Annotated in this window: 15 protein-coding genes; 8 read left to right on the top strand and 7 right to left on the bottom strand. The window is 71.2% G+C overall.

Translation table 11 applies throughout. From position 1 onward, the window contains the following. Positions 1 to 59: 59 nt before the first annotated feature. Together EDM22_RS07115 and EDM22_RS07120 are read right to left on the bottom strand one after the other, a co-directional pair. Positions 60 to 1,064, bottom strand: coding sequence for an Fpg/Nei family DNA glycosylase (locus EDM22_RS07115; RefSeq protein ID WP_122936367.1), 1,005 nt, complete (start codon positions 1,062 to 1,064; stop codon positions 60 to 62). A gap of 46 nt (positions 1,065 to 1,110) precedes the next feature. Beyond that, on the bottom strand, positions 1,111 to 1,605 hold the full coding sequence (locus tag EDM22_RS07120; protein WP_122936368.1) for a ribose-5-phosphate isomerase: 495 nt from the start codon (positions 1,603 to 1,605) through the stop codon (positions 1,111 to 1,113). A gap of 123 nt (positions 1,606 to 1,728) precedes the next feature. Between EDM22_RS07120 and pepN (EDM22_RS07125) the strand changes: the two genes are divergently transcribed. The 4 genes from pepN (EDM22_RS07125) to EDM22_RS07140 all read left to right on the top strand — a co-directional run bounded on the left by pepN (EDM22_RS07125) (position 1,729) and on the right by EDM22_RS07140 (position 8,543). Next, positions 1,729 to 4,290 carry an aminopeptidase N gene (gene pepN / locus EDM22_RS07125; protein ID WP_122936369.1) on the top strand — a complete coding sequence of 854 codons (2,562 nt, stop codon included), beginning with the start codon at positions 1,729 to 1,731 and terminating at the stop codon, positions 4,288 to 4,290. A gap of 1 nt (position 4,291) precedes the next feature. Further along, positions 4,292 to 6,868: an aminopeptidase N gene (pepN, locus tag EDM22_RS07130; protein ID WP_122936370.1), complete on the top strand. Its 2,577-nt coding sequence runs from the start codon at positions 4,292 to 4,294 to the stop codon at positions 6,866 to 6,868. Between the two features lie 110 nt (positions 6,869 to 6,978). Next, a complete protein-coding gene (locus tag EDM22_RS07135) occupies positions 6,979 to 8,082 on the top strand; it encodes a mechanosensitive ion channel family protein (RefSeq protein ID WP_122936371.1) in 1,104 nt (367 codons plus the stop codon). A 53-nt stretch (positions 8,083 to 8,135) separates the two neighbouring features. Further along, positions 8,136 to 8,543 carry a globin gene (locus EDM22_RS07140; RefSeq protein WP_122936398.1) on the top strand — a complete coding sequence of 136 codons (408 nt, stop codon included), beginning with the start codon at positions 8,136 to 8,138 and terminating at the stop codon, positions 8,541 to 8,543. Between the two features lie 55 nt (positions 8,544 to 8,598). On the opposite strand, the gene EDM22_RS07145 is transcribed toward EDM22_RS07140, so the two are convergent. Further along, positions 8,599 to 9,009: a nuclear transport factor 2 family protein gene (locus EDM22_RS07145; protein WP_122936372.1), complete on the bottom strand. Its 411-nt coding sequence runs from the start codon at positions 9,007 to 9,009 to the stop codon at positions 8,599 to 8,601. A gap of 162 nt (positions 9,010 to 9,171) precedes the next feature. Between EDM22_RS07145 and EDM22_RS07150 the strand changes: the two genes are divergently transcribed. Then, complete coding sequence (locus EDM22_RS07150; protein ID WP_122936373.1) at positions 9,172 to 10,821, top strand: FAD-binding dehydrogenase; 1,650 nt, start codon at positions 9,172 to 9,174, stop codon at positions 10,819 to 10,821. A gap of 85 nt (positions 10,822 to 10,906) precedes the next feature. On the opposite strand, the gene EDM22_RS07155 is transcribed toward EDM22_RS07150, so the two are convergent. After that, positions 10,907 to 11,587 (bottom strand): DUF8185 domain-containing protein, encoded by a 681-nt coding sequence (locus EDM22_RS07155; RefSeq protein ID WP_122936374.1) that lies wholly within the window; start codon positions 11,585 to 11,587, stop codon positions 10,907 to 10,909. 95 nt (positions 11,588 to 11,682) lie between these two features. Here EDM22_RS07155 and EDM22_RS07160 point away from each other — a divergent pair, with 95 nt between their 5' ends. The 3 genes from EDM22_RS07160 to EDM22_RS07170 all read left to right on the top strand — a co-directional run bounded on the left by EDM22_RS07160 (position 11,683) and on the right by EDM22_RS07170 (position 13,805). Next, the gene (locus EDM22_RS07160) at positions 11,683 to 12,564 is read left to right on the top strand and encodes an acyl-CoA thioesterase (RefSeq protein WP_122936375.1); all 882 of its coding nucleotides are present in this window, start codon (positions 11,683 to 11,685) and stop codon (positions 12,562 to 12,564) included. A gap of 110 nt (positions 12,565 to 12,674) precedes the next feature. Next, positions 12,675 to 13,133 carry a QcrA and Rieske domain-containing protein gene (locus EDM22_RS07165; protein ID WP_122936399.1) on the top strand — a complete coding sequence of 153 codons (459 nt, stop codon included), beginning with the start codon at positions 12,675 to 12,677 and terminating at the stop codon, positions 13,131 to 13,133. 6 nt (positions 13,134 to 13,139) lie between these two features. Next, entirely contained in the window at positions 13,140 to 13,805 is a 666-nt protein-coding gene (locus EDM22_RS07170) for a hypothetical protein (RefSeq protein ID WP_122936376.1), read from the top strand. Between the two features lie 21 nt (positions 13,806 to 13,826). Here EDM22_RS07170 and EDM22_RS07175 read toward each other — a convergent pair whose 3' ends face one another. The 3 genes from EDM22_RS07175 to EDM22_RS07185 all read right to left on the bottom strand — a co-directional run bounded on the left by EDM22_RS07175 (position 13,827) and on the right by EDM22_RS07185 (position 16,565). Further along, positions 13,827 to 14,306 (bottom strand): acyl-CoA thioesterase, encoded by a 480-nt coding sequence (locus tag EDM22_RS07175; RefSeq protein WP_122936377.1) that lies wholly within the window; start codon positions 14,304 to 14,306, stop codon positions 13,827 to 13,829. 2 nt (positions 14,307 to 14,308) lie between these two features. Beyond that, positions 14,309 to 15,991 carry an energy-dependent translational throttle protein EttA gene (gene ettA, locus EDM22_RS07180; RefSeq protein ID WP_122936378.1) on the bottom strand — a complete coding sequence of 561 codons (1,683 nt, stop codon included), beginning with the start codon at positions 15,989 to 15,991 and terminating at the stop codon, positions 14,309 to 14,311. Positions 15,992 to 16,061: 70 nt separating this feature from the next. Next, positions 16,062 to 16,565 (bottom strand): DUF6993 domain-containing protein, encoded by a 504-nt coding sequence (locus tag EDM22_RS07185; RefSeq protein WP_122936379.1) that lies wholly within the window; start codon positions 16,563 to 16,565, stop codon positions 16,062 to 16,064. Positions 16,566 to 16,570 lie beyond the last annotated feature (5 nt).

Genomic DNA, 16,570 nt, shown 5'->3' on the forward strand with positions numbered 1-16,570 from the left:
TCGGCCTGCTCGGGGACGGATCTCGAGACGCGCTTCGCGCTCCTCGATCGGCGTCGAGGTCAGGCCTGGCAGTAGGGGCACCAGTAGAGCTTGCGGGCGCCCATCTCCTCGAGCGCGATGTTCGTGCCGCACACCCGGCAGGGCAGGCCCTCGCGCTTGTAGACCCAGTGCCGGTCGGCGCGGTTGGCCATGGCCGCACGGTAGGCCTCGGGATCGAGGTCGTCCATGGTCATCATCTGGCCGGTCTCGACGCCGATGCGCAGCAGCTTCGCCCAGTCGCGCCAGAGGTGGCGCACGTGTTCCTCGGGCACCTGCTTGCCCGGCGTGTGCGGGTTCTGCCTGGCCCGGAAGAGCAGCTCGGCACGGTAGACGTTGCCGATGCCCGAGACCACGTTCTGGTCCATGAGGAGCAAGCCGATGGGCGTGGGCTTGCGCCGCACGGCATTCGTGAACCGCTCCTGGGCGGCGGGCCCATCGTCGATGAGGGGGTCCGGGCCGAGCCGGCCGACGACCTGTTCGACCTGGGCCGGGTCGAGCACCTCGCACGCGGTCGGGCCGCGCAGGTCGGCGACGACCGTGTCGGTACGCAGCCGCACCCGCACCTGGCCGACGGGCTCGGGCGGGAACGTCTCGAGCTCGTTCCCCTCCTTCTCGGACTCCGACATGCGCAGCCGCGTGCGGCGGGGCGCCCCGATCGAGGTGATCGAGTTCTCGCCCGCCGCGTCGAAGACGACCGCGTCGGGGTTCGGCCCCTCGAGGAACGTGCCGCGCTGGTTGGTCTGCCCCATGCGGCCGTTGGCCGAGGCGATCGTGGCATCCATGAGGATGTCGCCCGCGAAGTCCCACGCGCCGTACATGCCGAGGTGCACGCGCAGCCAGCGGTCGCCCTCGAAGCCGAGGAACATCTGCTTGCCCACGGCGCGGGCATCCGTCATCCGCCGCCCGTCGAGGTCGGCCGCCCCCTCGGCGAATCGGCCCTGCGGGCTCGACGCGTGCACGACGTGGCCGACGAAGTTGCGCTCGAACTGCCGGGTGATGCGATGGACGGAATGGCCCTCGGGCACGGTGGGCTACTCCTTCGCGGCGGGCGCCTCGACGCCCCGGGTCGAGCTACGCCGAGACATCGACGCCCTTGCCGGCGATGTCGCCCGTGGTCTCGTACTCGGCGAGCTGCGCGATGCGGCGCACGTGCCGCTCGTCGCCCGAGAACGGCTCGGCGATGAACGCGTCGATGTAGCGGATCGCCTCCTCCACCGTGTGTTGGCGTGCGCCGATCGAGATCACGTTCGCGTCGTTGTGCTGGCGGGCGAGGATCGCCGTGTCCATGCTCCAGACGAGGGCCGCACGGATGCCGCGCACCTTGTTGGCGGCGATCTGCTCGCCGTTGCCCGAGCCGCCGAACACGATGCCGAGGGCGTGGACCCCCGCTGCCTGGTCGCGGGTCACGCCGAGCGCCGCGTTGATGCAGAACGCCGGGTAGTCGTCGAGGGCGTCGTACTCGGCCGGACCGTGGTCGACGACCTCATGACCGCCGTTGGTCAGGTGATCGACGAGCGTGCGGCTGAACTCGAGGCCGGCGTGGTCGGTCGCGATGTGGATGCGCATGGGAGCAAGTCTAGGGATCGCATGCGCCTGCGCCGCGCGGTGACGCCGGACTAGGCTGTTCGAGGTCGTCCGCGCCACGAACGTCGGGCGACGCATCCGTTCGACGCAGATGGAGACCGCACCGTGCCTGGAGAGAACCTCACCCGCCTCGAAGCCGAGGAGCGCGCTGCGCTCGTCTCGGTGCACGACTACGACGTCGTGCTCGACGTCACCACGGGGCCGGAGGTGTTCCGCAGCGAGACCACCGTGCGCTTCGCCGCCAGGGAGGGCGCCTCGACGTTCATCGACGCCATCACCGCGGCCGTGCACTCCGTGACGCTCAACGGCGTCGAGCTCGACCCCGCCGAGGTCAGCGACGGCGTGCGCATCCAGCTGCCGAACCTGCAGGCGGAGAACGAGCTGAGGGTCGTCGCCGACGGCCGCTACATGCACACCGGCGAGGGCCTGCACCGCTTCGTCGACCCGGTCGACGACGAGGTGTACCTCTACACGCAGTTCGAGGTGCCCGACTCGCGCCGCATGTTCGCGGTGTTCGAGCAGCCCGACCTGAAAGCGGCCTTCCGCTTCACGGTCACCGCGCCCGGGCACTGGGAGGTCGTGTCGAACTCCCCCACGCCCGAACCGGTCGACGCGGGCTCGACCAGCACCGGCGCGAAGACGTGGGCCTTCGAGCCCACCCCGCGCATCTCGAGCTACATCACCGCGCTCATCGCCGGCCCCTACGCCGTCGTGCGCGACGAGCTCACGAGCGCCGACGGGCGGGTCGTCCCGCTCGGCGTGTTCAGTCGCAAGAGCCTGTCGCAGTTCCTCGACGCCGACTACATCTTCGAGAAGACCAAGCAGGGCTTCGAGTACTTCGAGGCGAAGTTCGGCGTGCCCTACCCCTTCGCGAAGTACGACCAGCTCTTCGTGCCCGAGTACAACGCGGGTGCCATGGAGAACGCGGGCGCGGTCACCTTCACGGAGTTCTACGTGTTCCGCTCCAAGGTGACGGATGCCGTGCGCGAACGTCGCGTCGTCACGATCCTGCACGAGCTCGCCCACATGTGGTTCGGCGACCTCGTCACGATGAAGTGGTGGAACGACCTCTGGCTCAACGAGTCGTTCGCCGAGTGGGCGTCGACGATCGCCACCGCCGAGGCCACCGAGTGGACCGAGGCGTGGACGACCTTCAACTCGATGGAGAAGAGCTGGGCGTACCGCCAGGACCAGCTCCCGTCGACGCATCCGATCGTCGCCGAGATCCGCGACCTCGAGGACGTGCTCGTCAACTTCGACGGCATCACCTACGCCAAGGGCGGGTCGGTGCTGAAGCAGCTCGTGGCGTGGGTCGGCGTCGACGCGTTCTTCGCCGGCGTCTCGGCGTACTTCCGCAAGCACGGCTGGGGCAACACGACGCTCGCCGACCTGCTCGCCGAGCTCGAGGTCGCGAGCGGTCGCGACCTCACCGAGTGGTCGAAGCTCTGGCTCGAGACGGCGGGCGTCAACACGCTGCGTCCCGAGATCGACACGGATGACGCGGGGCTGATCACGTCGTTCGCCGTGCTGCAGTCCGCCGTCGCCGAGTACCCGACGCTCCGCCCGCACCGTCTCGCGATCGGCTTCTACAACCAGCGCGGCGGCAAGCTCGTGCGCGAGCACCGCGTCGAGCTCGACGTCGACGGCGAGCGCACCGAGGTCGCCGAGCTCGTGGGGCTCGCCCGCCCCGACCTCGTGCTGCTCAACGACGACGACCTCGCCTACGCCAAGATCCGCCTCGACGAGCAGTCGCACGGCGTCGCACTCGGGAACCTCTCGGAGATCGAGGACCCGCTCGCCCGTGCGCTCGTCTGGAGCGCGGTGTGGGATGCCACGCGCGACGCCGAGACCCGCGCGAGCGACTACCTCGCCCTCGTCGGCGGCAACGTCGCGAGCGAGACCGAGTCGACGACGCTGCGCATCATCCTCGCGAACTCGGTGCTCGCTGCGAGCGCCTACGTGGCGCCCGAGCGCCGGGCCGAGGCCCGCCGTGCGCTCGCCGACGAGTTCTGGCGGCTCGCGCAGGAGGCCGAGCCCGGCAGCGACGCGCAGTTCCAGTTCGTGATGAACTTCGCGACCATCGCCGAGGCCGGGTCCCACGTCGACGAGCTCGTCGCGCTCCACGACGGCACACTCGAGCTCGAGGGTCTCGAGATCGACACCGACCTCGGCTGGGAGCTGCTCATCGCGCTCGTCGCCGCGGGTCGCGCCGGCGACGCCGAGATCGACGCGCGCCTCGCCAACGACAACACGGCGACCGGCCAGCAGTCGGCGGCGAACGCCCGCGCGGCGATCCAGACCCTGGAGGGCAAGGAGCGTGCGTGGTCGTCGCTCGTCGACGTCGACACCGCGACGAACACCATCGTGCGCGAGACCGCCGAGGGATTCCTGCGGGTGAGCGACCCCGCACTGCTCGAGGCGTTCGTCGACCGCTACTTCGCGATGCTCGAGCGGGTGTGGGAGGAGCGCAGCTATGCCATCGCCGAGAAGCTCGTCGACGGTCTCTACCCGTCGCCGCTCGCCACCCGGGCCGTGGCCGACGCGTCGCGCACGTGGCTCGACACGCACGCCGATGCCCCGGCCGCGCTCCGTCGCCTCGTGATCGAGCGTCTCGCGGGCATCGACCGTGCTCTCGCCGCGCAGGCGCGCGACGCCCTGGAGGGGTAGCGTGCCGCGCACGGATCTGACGCGCGCGGAGGCAGAGGCGCGCGCCGCGATCGTCGGGGAGCCCTCCTACGAGGTCACGCTCGACCTCACGGCGCCCGGCGGATCGTTCCGGTCCGAGACGGTCGTGCGCTTCCGCGCCACGCCCGGCTCCTCGACGTTCATCGAGGCGACGTCGAGCGCCCTCGACGAGGTCGTGCTCAACGGGCGCGCCCTCGACGCGGCATCCGTCACCGACGGCTGGCGCATCGCCCTCGACGGGCTCGAGGCCGAGAACGAGCTGCGGGTCGTGGGCGCCTTCGCGTACACCAACTCCGGCGAGGGCCTGCACCGGTTCACCGACCCCGTCGACGGGGAGACGTACCTCTACACGGAGTTCGCGGTGGCCGAGGCGAACCGGGTGTACGCCGTGTTCGACCAGCCCGACCTGAAGGCCTCGGTGCGATTCACCATCACCGCGCCGGCACACTGGACGGTGCTGAGCAACGCTCCCTCTCCTGCGCCGAGCCCGGTCGGCCAGGGCGTGGCGACGTGGGCGTTCGAGACCGGTCCCGTGATCTCGAGCTACATCGTCGCGATCGTCGCGGGGCCCTACGCCGCCTGGCACGGCAGCGCGACGAGCGTCGACGGACGCGACATCCCCCTCGGGCTCTTCACGCGCGCCTCGCTCGCCGAGTACGCCGAGCCCGAGGTGATGTTCGGGCTCGTCGAGGCGGGTCTCGCGTTCTACGAGGCCGCGTTCGGCGTGCCGTACCCGTTCGGCAAGTACGACCAGATCTTCGTGCCCGAGTACAACTGGGGCGCCATGGAGAACGTGGGCGCGGTCACGTTCAACGAGAGCTACCTGTTCCGGGCGCGCGTGCCCGACGCCCGTCGTGAGCAGCGTGCCATCGTGGTGCTGCACGAGCTCAGCCACATGTGGTTCGGCAATGCCGTCACGATGCGCTGGTGGAACGACCTCTGGCTCAACGAGTCGTTCGCCACCTGGGCGTCGACGCTGGCGACGTCGCAGATCACCGAGTTCACGGGCGTCTGGGCGAGGTTCGCGAGCGACGAGAAGACCCACGCCGCCGAGCAGGACCAGTTGCCCTCGACCCACCCCGTCGTGGCCACCATCGACGACATCGGCGACGTCGAGGTCAACTTCGACGCGATCACCTACGACAAGGGCGCATCGGTGCTCAAGCAGCTCGTCGCCTGGGTGGGGCTCGACGCGTTCCAGCGCGGCGTGGGCGCCTACCTGTCGGCGCACGCCGGCGGCAACGCCACTCTGCGCGACCTGCTCGACGAGCTCGAGCGGGCGAGCGGCCGAGACCTCACGCGGTGGTCGCAGCTGTGGCTCGAGACCGCAGGGGTCAACACCCTCCGGCTCGTCGTCGAGGCGGATGCCGCGGGCACGATCACCGCGGCGCGCATCGAGCAGACGGCCGCCGCCACCCATCCGACGCTGCGGCCGCATCGGGTCGCGATCGGCTCCTACGCCGACCGCGGCGGACGCCTCGTGCGGGAGCACCGCGTGGAGCTCGACGTCGACGGGCCCACGACCGAGGTCCCCGAACTCGTCGGGCGCAGCCGGCCCGCGCTGTTGCTCGTGAACGACGACGACCTCACCTACGCGAAGGTGCGGCTCGACGCGCCGTCGTTCCGCACCGCCGTCGACCGGCTCGCCGACATCGACGACCCCGTGGCCCGGGCCGTGATCCTCGGCTCGGCGTGGGACGCCGTGCGCGACGCGGAGCTCCCCGCGAGCGACTTCGTGCGCCTCGTCGTCTCGAGCGTCGGACACGAGACCTCCTCGGCCGCGCGTGGTCTCGCGCTCGACCGCGTGGAGCTCGCCGTCGGCCGCTACCTCGCCGACGGCCATCGTGACGAGCTCGCCGGTGAGGCGGGCGACACGATCTGGGCGCTCGCCGAGCTCGCGGAGCCCGGTTCCGACGCCCAGCTCCAGTTCGTCAAGGCGTTCACGCGCCTCGCCGCGACGGCCGCCCACGCCGACGTGCTCGGGAGCCTGCTCGTGGGCGAGATCCGCCTGGACGGGCTCGAGGTCGACCTCGACCTGCGCTGGGAGATCGTGACGGCGCGGGCGGCGCTGGGAGCGGCATCCGATGAGGAGATCGCCGACGCGCTCGCCCTCGACGACACCGCCAAGGGTCGCCAGCTCGCCGAGACCGCGCGAGCCGCACGCCCCGACCAGGCGGTGAAGGATGCCGCGTGGTGTCGCGTCGCGACCGACACGGCCCTCTCGAACGACCTCGCTCGCGCGATCGCGCTCGGGTGGCGTCGATCGCGGCCCGTCGAGCTGCTCGCCTCGACGGTCACGGACTACTTCGCGATGCTGCAGCACGCCTGGTCGTCGCGGAGCTTCTCGATGGCGTCGCTCATCGTGTCGCGCCTCTACCCGTCGCCGCTCGTGTCCGAGGAGCTCGCCGCGGTCACCCGTGAGTGGCTCACTGCGAACCCGGAGCCGGCGCCGCTGCACCGGCTCGTCGCGGAGCAGCTGTCCGAGCTCGAGCGGGCGCTCGCGGCTCGCGCGTGCGATGCGGCCGCGCTCGCCGAAGCCACGTCGGAGTCCGATGGCTGAACGCGGCCTCCGTTCGCCTCGGTGGTCGCCGACCCGGTGTCCGCCGGCCGTGTGTCGGCCTGTGCCCTCGCTCAGGCTCGGGCGGCGACGCGTCGCTACACTTGCGAACCATGCTCCGAACTGAGGAACCGGCCGCGGGCACCCCGACCGACTTCTGGGGATCGATCGTGGCGTACTGGACCGAGAACTGGGACGTCTTCGTCGGCAACACGATCGCGGTCATCGCGATCGTGCTCATCGCGCTGCTCGTGCGGTGGATCCTGCACTTCGTGATCAACCGCGTCGTGACCCAGATCGTCACGGGCGTCAAGCGCAAGCAGGACGTGACCGACACGCAGGCGCTGAACGCCTCGCCGCTCGCTGCGGTGCGGCTGGTGCAGCGCACCCGCACGCTCGGCTCGGTGCTCACGAACATCGTGAACGTCACCCTGTTCATCGTGGTCGTGCTGCTCATCGTGAACGTCATCAACCCGCAGATCCTCGGCTCGTTCGCGCTGCTGTCCGCGGCGATCGGCGCGGGCCTCGGCTTCGGCGCGCAGAACATCGTCAAGGACGGCCTCAACGGCATGTTCATGGTCGTCGAAGACCAGCTCGGCGTCGGCGACATCGTCGACCTGGGGTTCGCCACCGGCATCGTCGAGGAGGTCAAGATCCGCGTCACGAAGGTGCGCGACGTGAACGGCACGCTCTGGTTCGTGCGCAACGGCGAGATCCTGCGCGTCGGCAACATGTCGCAGGGGTGGGCGCGCATCATCGTCGACGTCTCCGTGCCCACCGAGGCCGATATCGACGAGGTCGAGTCCGCCATGCTCCGCACCGCGAGCGAGCTCGCGCAGACGAGCAAGTGGCGCTCGCGCGTGCTCGAGAAGCCCGAGGTGTGGGGCCTCGAGTCGATCTCCGACGACCACATGGTGATCCGCCTCGTCATGAAGGTGCGCACGTCCGCGAAGGACGACGTCGCGCGGGAGTTGCGGATGCGGCTGAAGCGCGCCCTCGACGAACTCGAGGTGCGCATGCCGAGCCTCGGCAGCGTGGTCCTGAGCGGGTTCGACGGAGCCACCCGGATCAAGGGCGCGAAGCCGCCGAAGACCGCACCGAGCTCGGTGGTCGAGTCCGGCTCGGGCTCGGGCTACGGGGTGGCGACGAAGACGAAGCCCCGCGCGCCGCGTGCGCCGCGCCTGCAGAGCCCGCCGACCGCAGGAGACACCCCGTGACCGACCAGGCGAACACCGCGGCATCCGGTCGCCCGCAGCCCGCAGGCGTCCCGCTGCAGGACGGCCGGGACGGCCCCGCCCTCGGGCCGTCGTTCTACGAGACGGTGGGCGGGCGCGAGACGTTCGAACGCCTCGTGGCGGAGTTCTACCGCGGCGTGGCCGACGACCCCGTGCTGCGGCCCATGTATCCCGAGGAGGACCTCGGGCCTGCCGCCGAACGCCTCACCATGTTCCTCGAGCAGTACTGGGGCGGCCCGGGCACGTACAGCGCGCAGCGCGGCCACCCCCGCCTGCGCATGCGCCACCTCCCGTTCAAGGTCAACCCCGAGGCGCGCGATCGCTGGCTCGCGCACATGCGGCACGCGGTCGACACGCTCGACCTGCCCCCGATCGCCGAGACGACGCTGTGGGACTACCTGCAGCGCGCCGCGTTCGCCATGGTCAACACGTTCGAGGAGTAGCCGGGCCGGGTGACTTCGGATCGTCGACGGATCGTCGTCGGGTCGCGGTCGGGGGTCAGGGCGAGTCGTCGCTCGCCGACGTGTCGCCATGCCGGTGGGCGACCCGCCACTGCCCTTCCTCGCGGCGATAGACCTGCGTCACGCGGAGCCGGTAGTCCCGGGGCTCGCCGTCGACGGAGACCCGAGTGTGCTCGTACCCGACGGTGTACGCGAGGTCGCCCACGACGTCGGCCGCGACGAGCTCGTAGGAGAAGTGCGTGCAGTCGGAGAAGGTGGCCGCCAGTCTGCGGAAGAGCGCACCGACCTCCTCCTGCCCGGCGCCCGACATCCAGGCGCCGAACAGCGTGACCGGTTCGCGACGAGTCCAGACGGCGAGCCTCGGCCCGGCATCGCCGTTGTGCAGCGCGACCTCCGCGTCATGGAGACGAGTTGCGACCCAGTCCAGGAACTCCTGCCGATCGTCCATTGCGCACCTCCGCGAGCCGTCCGGCGCGCGGGTGCCGCACACCCGGGAGGCCGGGTCCCACTCGATTCAAGCCCTCCCAGCCCGGCGACGGCAACAAGCGGATTCCGCCCGGCCTCAGCCCCTAAGGTGAGAACGACCGCCCGTGACGAAGGAGCCACGCCCATGCCCGACACCGCCGACGCCATCATCGTCGGAGCCGGCCTCTCCGGCCTCGTTGCCGCCTCCGAGCTCGTCGACGCAGGCAAGCGCGTGGTCATCGTCGACCAGGAGCCCGAGGCGAGCCTCGGCGGCCAGGCGTGGTGGTCGTTCGGCGGACTGTTCCTCGTCGACTCCCCCGAGCAGCGCCGACTGGGCGTGCACGACTCGCTCGAACTCGCCCGGCAGGATTGGGAGGGCACCGCCGGCTTCGACCGCGACGACGACGAGTGGGGACGGCGATGGGCCGAGGCCTACCTCGAGTTCGCCGCGGGCGAGAAGCGCGAGTGGCTGCACGGCAAGGGCGTGCGGTTCTTCCCCATCGTCGGCTGGGCGGAGCGCGGCGCCGGCACGGCCACGGGCCACGGCAACTCGGTGCCCCGGTTCCACATCACGTGGGGCACGGGCCCGGGCGTGCTCGCACCGTTCATCGCGCGCGTGCAGGCGGGCGCGGCCGCGGGCCTCGTGACGTTGGTGCACCGCCACCGCGTCGACGAACTCGTCGTCGAGGGCGGCGCCGTGGTCGGCGTGCGCGGGGCGGTGCTCGCGCCCGATGACGTGGCGCGCGGCGCGGCGAGCAATCGCGACGAGACAGGCCACTTCGAGCTGCGCGCCCCGGCCGTCGTCGTCGCCTCCGGGGGCATCGGCGGCAACCACGACCTCGTGCGCGCGGCGTGGCCGGCACGGATGGGCGAGCCACCGAAGCACATGCTCTCGGGCGTGCCGGCGCACGTCGACGGCCGCATGCTCGGCATCGCCGCGGCATCCGGTGCCCGGCTCGTCAACGGCGACCGCATGTGGCACTACACCGAGGGCATCACGAACCACGACCCCGTCTGGCCCATGCACGGCATCCGCATCCTGCCCGGCCCGTCGTCGCTGTGGTTCGACGCGACGGGCAAGCGGATGCCGGTGCCGCTCTTCCCCGGATTCGACACGCTCGGCACGCTCGAGCACATCGCCGCGACCGGCCACGACCATTCGTGGTTCGTGCTGACGCAGAAGATCATCGAGAAGGAGTTCGCGCTCTCGGGGAGCGAGCAGAACCCCGACCTCACCGGCAAGGACCTGCGGCTGCTCGCCGAGCGGCTCGGCTCGGGCGCTCCCGGGCCCGTGGAGCGGTTCAAGGAGCGCGGCGTGGACTTCGTCGTCGCCGACACGCTGCCGGAGCTCCTGCACGGCATGCGCGCGCTCGACCCCGACGGGCTGCTCGACACCGGCAACGTCGAGCGTGAGATCGCCGCCCGCGATCGCGAGGTCGACCACGAGTTCTCGAAGGACCTGCAGCTCACCGCGGTGCGCGGCGCCCGACGGTACCGAGGCGACAAGCTCATCCGCGTCGCCTCGCCGCATCGCATCCTCGACCCGAAGGCCGGGCCGCTCATCGCGGTGAAGCTGCACATCCTGACCCGCAAGAGCCTCGGCGGCATCCAGACCGACCTGGAGTCGCGCGCGCTCGGCGCCGACGGCACGCCCGTGCCGGGCCTGTACGCGGTCGGCGAGGCGGCCGGGTTCGGCGGCGGTGGCGTGCACGGCTACCGGGCCCTCGAGGGCACCTTCCTGGGCGGCTGCCTCTTCACGGGGCGCGCGGCGGGGCGGTCGATCGCCGCGCGCTGACGCGCTCGCTGGAGCGCCGCGCGCTGGCGGGCTCGCGTCACGCGCCGCGCGCCGATCGGCTCGCGGGCCTCGCCGCCGGGCTCCGCTACGCCTTGAGCGTCCACGGCTTGCGCCGCACGAGCACGTGCCCGCGGCGCGAGCTCAGCCGCGTCCACGGCCCGGTCTCGAAGATCGAGATCGTGTCGTCGCCGAGGAATCCCAGGCTGTACGCGGCGAACGCCGCGCCCGCCGGGATGTACTCGAGGTTCGGGATGCCGCGGCCCCACACCTCGGAGCGCACGCGCTGCACGAGTTGCTCCCCCGTGCCGGTGGGCACGGCGGCGGCGACCTCCTCGATGCCGGCGCGGGCCGCGGACTCGAGCGTCGCGGCATCCGTCTGCCCGAGCGGCCGCCAGCCACCGCGTGGCGGCGAGATGCCCGCCCACGTGACCGTGTTGACCTCGGGCGGCCGCGACATCGAGACGGGGCGCGACTCGTCGTCGTCGCCGAGGGCGCCGCGAGCGCGCACGATGCGCTCGACGAGCGACCGCATGGGCACCACGGAGTCGAACTCCTCGGTGTCGGCGAGCGCGAAGGTGCGCAGGCCGAGCACGGTGGGGCTCTCGTCGAGGATGCCCCGTGGATAGAGGATCGCGGTGTACACCGCGAGGATGCCGCTGCCCGCGACGAGTCGCACCGAACCGTCCTCGACGCGACCGGCGCGCTGCAGGTAGGTGTGCAGGTCGCCGAGGGACAGGCTGTCGGCGAGCGTGATTTGCTGGACCATCTCCTGTCTAGACTACCGAGTGAGCGCCGCGGCCCCCGCCGCTTGGTGCCCGCCGGCGGGCGGTTCGGCGGCCGACCGACCCACACGGAGGAACGATGAACGGTCCCATCGACGGCCTGCTGAGCACCCTGCGCCTCACCGACACGGGCGCCCGCACCACCGAGGACATCTTCACGGGCCCCTCGCAGTGGATGCCGCTCGGCCGGGTCTTCGGCGGGCAGGTGCTCGCGCAGTCGCTCACGGCCGCGATGCACACGGTTCCCGTCGAGCGCACCATCCACTCGATGCACGGCTACTTCCTGAGGCCCGGCGACGTGGAGCATCCGATCACCTTCGCCGTCGACCGCCTGCACGACGGCCGATCGTTCTCGACGCGGCGCACGCACGCCTACCAGCACGGCGAGCCGATCCTCTCGCTCATCGCCTCGTTCCAGACCGCCGACGACGGCCTCGACCACCAGTTCGACATGCCAGACGACCTGCCCGACCCCGATTCCCTCCCGAGCACCGCCGACGTGCTCGGCCATCTCGACCATGACGTCGCGCGCTACTGGTCGAGCGAGCGCGCGTTCGACGTGCGCCACATCCCGTCGCCCGTGTACCTCTCGGTCGAGGGCGAGCGGATGCCGCGACAGGCCGTCTGGATGAAGGCCTTCGGCCGGCTGCCCGACGACCCCCGCCAGCATCGCGCCGCACTGGCCTACGCGAGCGACTACTCGATCCTCGAGCCGGTGCTCCGGGCCCACGGTGTCGCGTGGGCGACACCCGGACTGCGCGTCGCGAGCCTCGACCACGCGATGTGGTGGCATCGCGACGCGCGGGTCGACGAGTGGCTGCTGTTCACCACCGAGTCGCCCTCGGCGAGCGGCGGGCGGGGTCTCTCGCTGGGGCGCATCTACACGCGCGACGGTCGGCTCATCGCGAGCGTGGCCCAGGAGGGCATGGTGCGGGTGCCCGAGCCCCGCGCCTTCGACTGAACGCGACTGGGCGATTCCTGTGCAATGCCGTGTCGCGGAGCGGCGGTGGCACAGAATGGGCAGACGTGCCGCGACCCGCGCGGCGCATCGACCCGGGAGGCAGCACGACGATGACGGAAGCCACGGATCTCACCCGCCGCGCGGCGCTCGCGTTCGGCGGGGTCGGCGCGGTCGGCAGCGCCCTCGTGCTCGCCGGATGCGCGCCCACGGCAGGCTCCTCGAGCGACGGCGGGTCGGCCGGGTCCGGGTCGGGCCAGGCCCCCGCTTCCGACGTCGCCGGCCAGGACGTCGCGGCACTCGCCGACATCCCGGTGGGCGGCAGCATCGATGCCACGATCGGCGGGGAGCCGGTGCTCCTCTCGCAGCCCACGGCCGGCACGGTCGTCGCGTTCAGCGCGATCTGCACGCACCAGGGGTGCGTCGTCGCCGCGGCGGGGTCGCAGTTCGAGTGCCCGTGCCACGGTTCGGTGTTCGACGCCGCCACGGGCGCGGTCGAGCAGGGCCCGGCGCCGAAGCCGCTTCCCCAGGTCGCGGTGTCCGTCGACGGCGACCGAGTGATCGCCGGCTGACGCGCCATGGACTTCCAGATCGCGGGACTTCCCGCCCACATCCTGCTCGTGCACGTCGTCGTCGTCGGCATCCCGCTGCTCGCGGTGCTGCTCGTCGTGCTCGCCGCCTGGCCTGCCGCCCGCCGTGTGCTGTGGCTGCCCACCGTCATCGGCGCGTTCGTGCTGCTCGGCCTCACCTACCTCACGATCGAGTCGGGTGAGTGGCTCGAGCATCGGGTGAACGAGACGCCGCTCATCGAGGCCCACACCGAGCAGGGCAAGGACATCGAGCCCTGGGCGATCGGCCTCACCGTGATCGCGGTGCTCATCGCCGTGCTCGCGATCGTCGAGCGGAGACAGGTGCGACGTGCCGCTGTCGACGCGGTTCCCGCACCGCCGACGGGCGCCACTGCGTCCGCCGCGACGACGGCTGCACGGCCGACCTCCACGGCGACGGCGGCCGGCCCGACCGGAACGGCGACGGCCACGGATGCCGCGGCTCCGCCTCGAGCGCGCACGGCGCGCACGGTCGTCTCGGTGCTCCTGACCATCGCGGCGGTCGTCGTGGGCGCTGGCGCGACCTGGACGATCATCCAGATCGGCGATGCGGGCGCCCGGGCGGTCTGGCAGGGCTCGTACAGCGACAGCCCGACGGGTGGCGGCGAGGGCAGCGACGGCGGCGGGGACGACTGAGCCGACGGCGTCCGTCGTCGGTCAGCGCCGGCGGAACTCGATCGGCTCGCCCAGGTACGGCTGCCAGGCGTCGCGCTCGGCCTCGGTCATGCGACGGGGGCGCTCGGTCGCGGCATCCACGAGCACGATCGTCGTGGACGCGCGCGTGTAGAGGGTGCGGGGTTCGGCGCCCACCGGCGAGTAGACCTCGTAGCAGACGTCGAGGCTCGCGCCGCCCATGTGGCCGATCCAGAGTTCGATGTCGAGCGGCATGCGCTGGTACGGGATCGGCGCGAGGTACTCGACCTCCTGCCGGGCGATGAGCGTCACCGTCGTGGCGCCCGGCGACGCGTCGAGCACCGCCGTGGACGCGCCCACGGCGTGCTCGGCGGTGCCGTCGTCGTTGACCCAGAACGCCTGGATGCGGGCCTCCTCGAGGAGGCTCAGCATGCGGGCGTTGTTGACGTGACCGTACGCATCGAGGTCGCTCCAGCGGAGCGGCGTCGGCACGTGCAGGCGCATGGTCAGTCCCTCGTGAGCTTGCGGTAGGTGGACCGATGCGGCTTCGCCGCATCGGCGCCGAGCCGCTCGACCTTGTTGGCCTCGTAGGACTCGAAGTTGCCCTCGAACCAGTGCCAGTACGACGGGTTCTCGTCGGTGCCCTCGTACGCGAGGATGTGGGTCGCGATGCGGTCGAGGAACCACCGGTCGTGGGTGATCACCACGGCGCAGCCGGGGAACTCGAGGAGGGCGTTCTCGAGGCTCGAGAGCGTCTCGACGTCGAGGTCGTTCGTGGGCTCGTCGAGCAGCAGCAGGTTGCCGCCCTGCTTGAGGGTGAGCGCGAGGTTCAGTCGGTTGCGCTCACCGCCCGAGAGGATGCCGGCGCGCTTCTGCTGGTCGGGACCCTTGAAGCCGAACGTCGACACGTAGGCGCGGCTCGGCACCTCGGTCTTGCCGACCTGGATGTAGTCCAGCCCGTCGGAGACGACCTCCCACAGGGTCTTGTTCGGGTCGATGCCGCCGCGCGACTGGTCGACGTACGAGATCTTCACGGTCTCGCCGACCTTGAGCTGGCCGTCGTCGAGGGGTTCGAGGCCGACGATCGTCTTGAACAGCGTGGACTTGCCGACGCCGTTGGGACCGATGATGCCCACGATGCCGTTGCGGGGCAGGGTGAAGCTCAGGTCGTCGATGAGCACGCGGTCGCCGAAGCCCTTCGTGAGCTTCTTCGCCTCGAGCACGATGTCGCCCAGGCGCGGGCCCGGCGGGATCTGGATCTCCTCGAAGTCGAGCTTGCGCGTGCGCTCGGCCTCGGCCGCCATCTCCTCGTAGCGCGCGAGACGGGCCTTGGACTTCGCCTGGCGGCCCTTCGCGTTCGAGCGCACCCAGTCGAGCTCGTCGGAGAGGCGCTTCGCGAGCTTCGCGTCCTTCTTGCCCTGGACGGTGAGGCGCTCCTGCTTCTTCTCGAGGTAGGTCGAGTAGTTGCCCTCGTAGGGGTAGAGGCGACCGCGGTCGACCTCGCAGATCCACTCGGCGACGTGGTCGAGGAAGTACCGGTCGTGGGTCACGGCGAGCACGGCGCCGGGGTACTTGGCGAGGTGCTGCTCGAGCCAGAGCACGCTCTCGGCGTCGAGGTGGTTGGTGGGCTCGTCGAGCAGCAGCAGGTCGGGCTTCTGCAGCAGGAGCTTGCAGAGCGCGACGCGGCGCTTCTCACCGCCCGAGAGCACGGAGACCTGCGCGTCGCCCGGCGGGCAGCGCAGCGCGTCCATCGCCTGGTCGAGCTGGGAGTCGAGGTCCCAGGCGTCGGCCGCGTCGATGGCCTCCTGCAGGGTGCCCATCTCGGCGAGGAGCGCATCGAAGTCGGCATCGGGCTCGGCCATCGCCAGGGAGATCTCGTTGAACCGGTCGAGCTTGGCCTTGATCGGGCCGACACCCTCCTGCACGTTCTCGAGCACCGTCTTCGTCTCGTCGAGCACCGGCTCCTGCATGAGGATGCCCACCGAGTAGCCCGGGGTGAGCTTCGCCTCGCCGTTCGAGGGCTGGTCGAGCCCGGCCATGATCTTGAGGATCGTGGACTTTCCCGCACCGTTGGGGCCCACGACGCCGATCTTCGCCCCCGGCAGGAACGCCATCGTCACGTCATCGAGGATGACCTTGTCGCCGACCGCCTTGCGGGCGCGCACCATCGAGTAAATGTAATCCGCCACAAAAATCCCTACGTCTGCTGGCACACACCGTTCGGCAACCCGGGTGACCGGAGGTGGTCCGCCATGTCGCCTACCAGTCTATGGGTCGGGTCTCGCCGACGAGACAGCCACCGGTGCCGAGCGCGGGGCGAACCGCGCCGTGGTAGCCGTCGGACTTCGGACCGTACTGCCCGACGAGGCATGCGTCCTGGAAGCGAACTGCGAACTGGATCGAATCGGCCGGGTCGCCCAGGGTCGTGGTGTCGGAGGTGACCTCCATCGCGGCCCGGTCGAATCCGGCCGCCGTGAGCGCGTCGATGAAGTCACGACCCCCGGCCGCGGGGTCGGCTGCGATCACCTGCCGGTTCACGAGGTCGAAGTAGGCGAGGTTCTCGGATGCCGCGAGCTCCGGCCGCAGCGAGGGAACCGGCGCGGGCTCCGTCGTCGCCGGCGCCGAGGCCGAGGCCGACGGAGTCGCCGTCGCAGCGGCATCGGTGGACGGCGCGGGCTGCGTGCTCGGCGCGGTGCATCCGGCCATGCCGACCAGGATCGCGACCGACGCCAGGATCGTCGCCGTCGCCGTTCGCCGCGTCATCCCAC

This window comes from Agromyces tardus (assembly GCF_003710805.1).
Taxonomy (GTDB): domain Bacteria; phylum Actinomycetota; class Actinomycetes; order Actinomycetales; family Microbacteriaceae; genus Agromyces; species Agromyces tardus.

Excerpts from the sequence above, each read along its gene's own strand:
- EDM22_RS07120 (WP_122936368.1), bottom strand. The coding sequence starts at position 1,605 with ATGCGCATCCACATCGCGACCGACCACGCCGGCCTCGAGTTCAGCCGC.
- EDM22_RS07135 (WP_122936371.1), top strand. The coding sequence starts at position 6,979 with ATGCTCCGAACTGAGGAACCGGCCGCGGGCACCCCGACCGACTTCTGG.
- EDM22_RS07145 (WP_122936372.1), bottom strand. The coding sequence starts at position 9,009 with ATGGACGATCGGCAGGAGTTCCTGGACTGGGTCGCAACTCGTCTCCAT.
- EDM22_RS07150 (WP_122936373.1), top strand. The coding sequence starts at position 9,172 with ATGCCCGACACCGCCGACGCCATCATCGTCGGAGCCGGCCTCTCCGGC.
- EDM22_RS07155 (WP_122936374.1), bottom strand. The coding sequence starts at position 11,587 with ATGGTCCAGCAAATCACGCTCGCCGACAGCCTGTCCCTCGGCGACCTG.
- EDM22_RS07160 (WP_122936375.1), top strand. The coding sequence starts at position 11,683 with ATGAACGGTCCCATCGACGGCCTGCTGAGCACCCTGCGCCTCACCGAC.
- EDM22_RS07165 (WP_122936399.1), top strand. The coding sequence starts at position 12,675 with ATGACGGAAGCCACGGATCTCACCCGCCGCGCGGCGCTCGCGTTCGGC.
- EDM22_RS07170 (WP_122936376.1), top strand. The coding sequence starts at position 13,140 with ATGGACTTCCAGATCGCGGGACTTCCCGCCCACATCCTGCTCGTGCAC.
- EDM22_RS07175 (WP_122936377.1), bottom strand. The coding sequence starts at position 14,306 with ATGCGCCTGCACGTGCCGACGCCGCTCCGCTGGAGCGACCTCGATGCG.
- EDM22_RS07185 (WP_122936379.1), bottom strand. The coding sequence starts at position 16,565 with ATGACGCGGCGAACGGCGACGGCGACGATCCTGGCGTCGGTCGCGATC.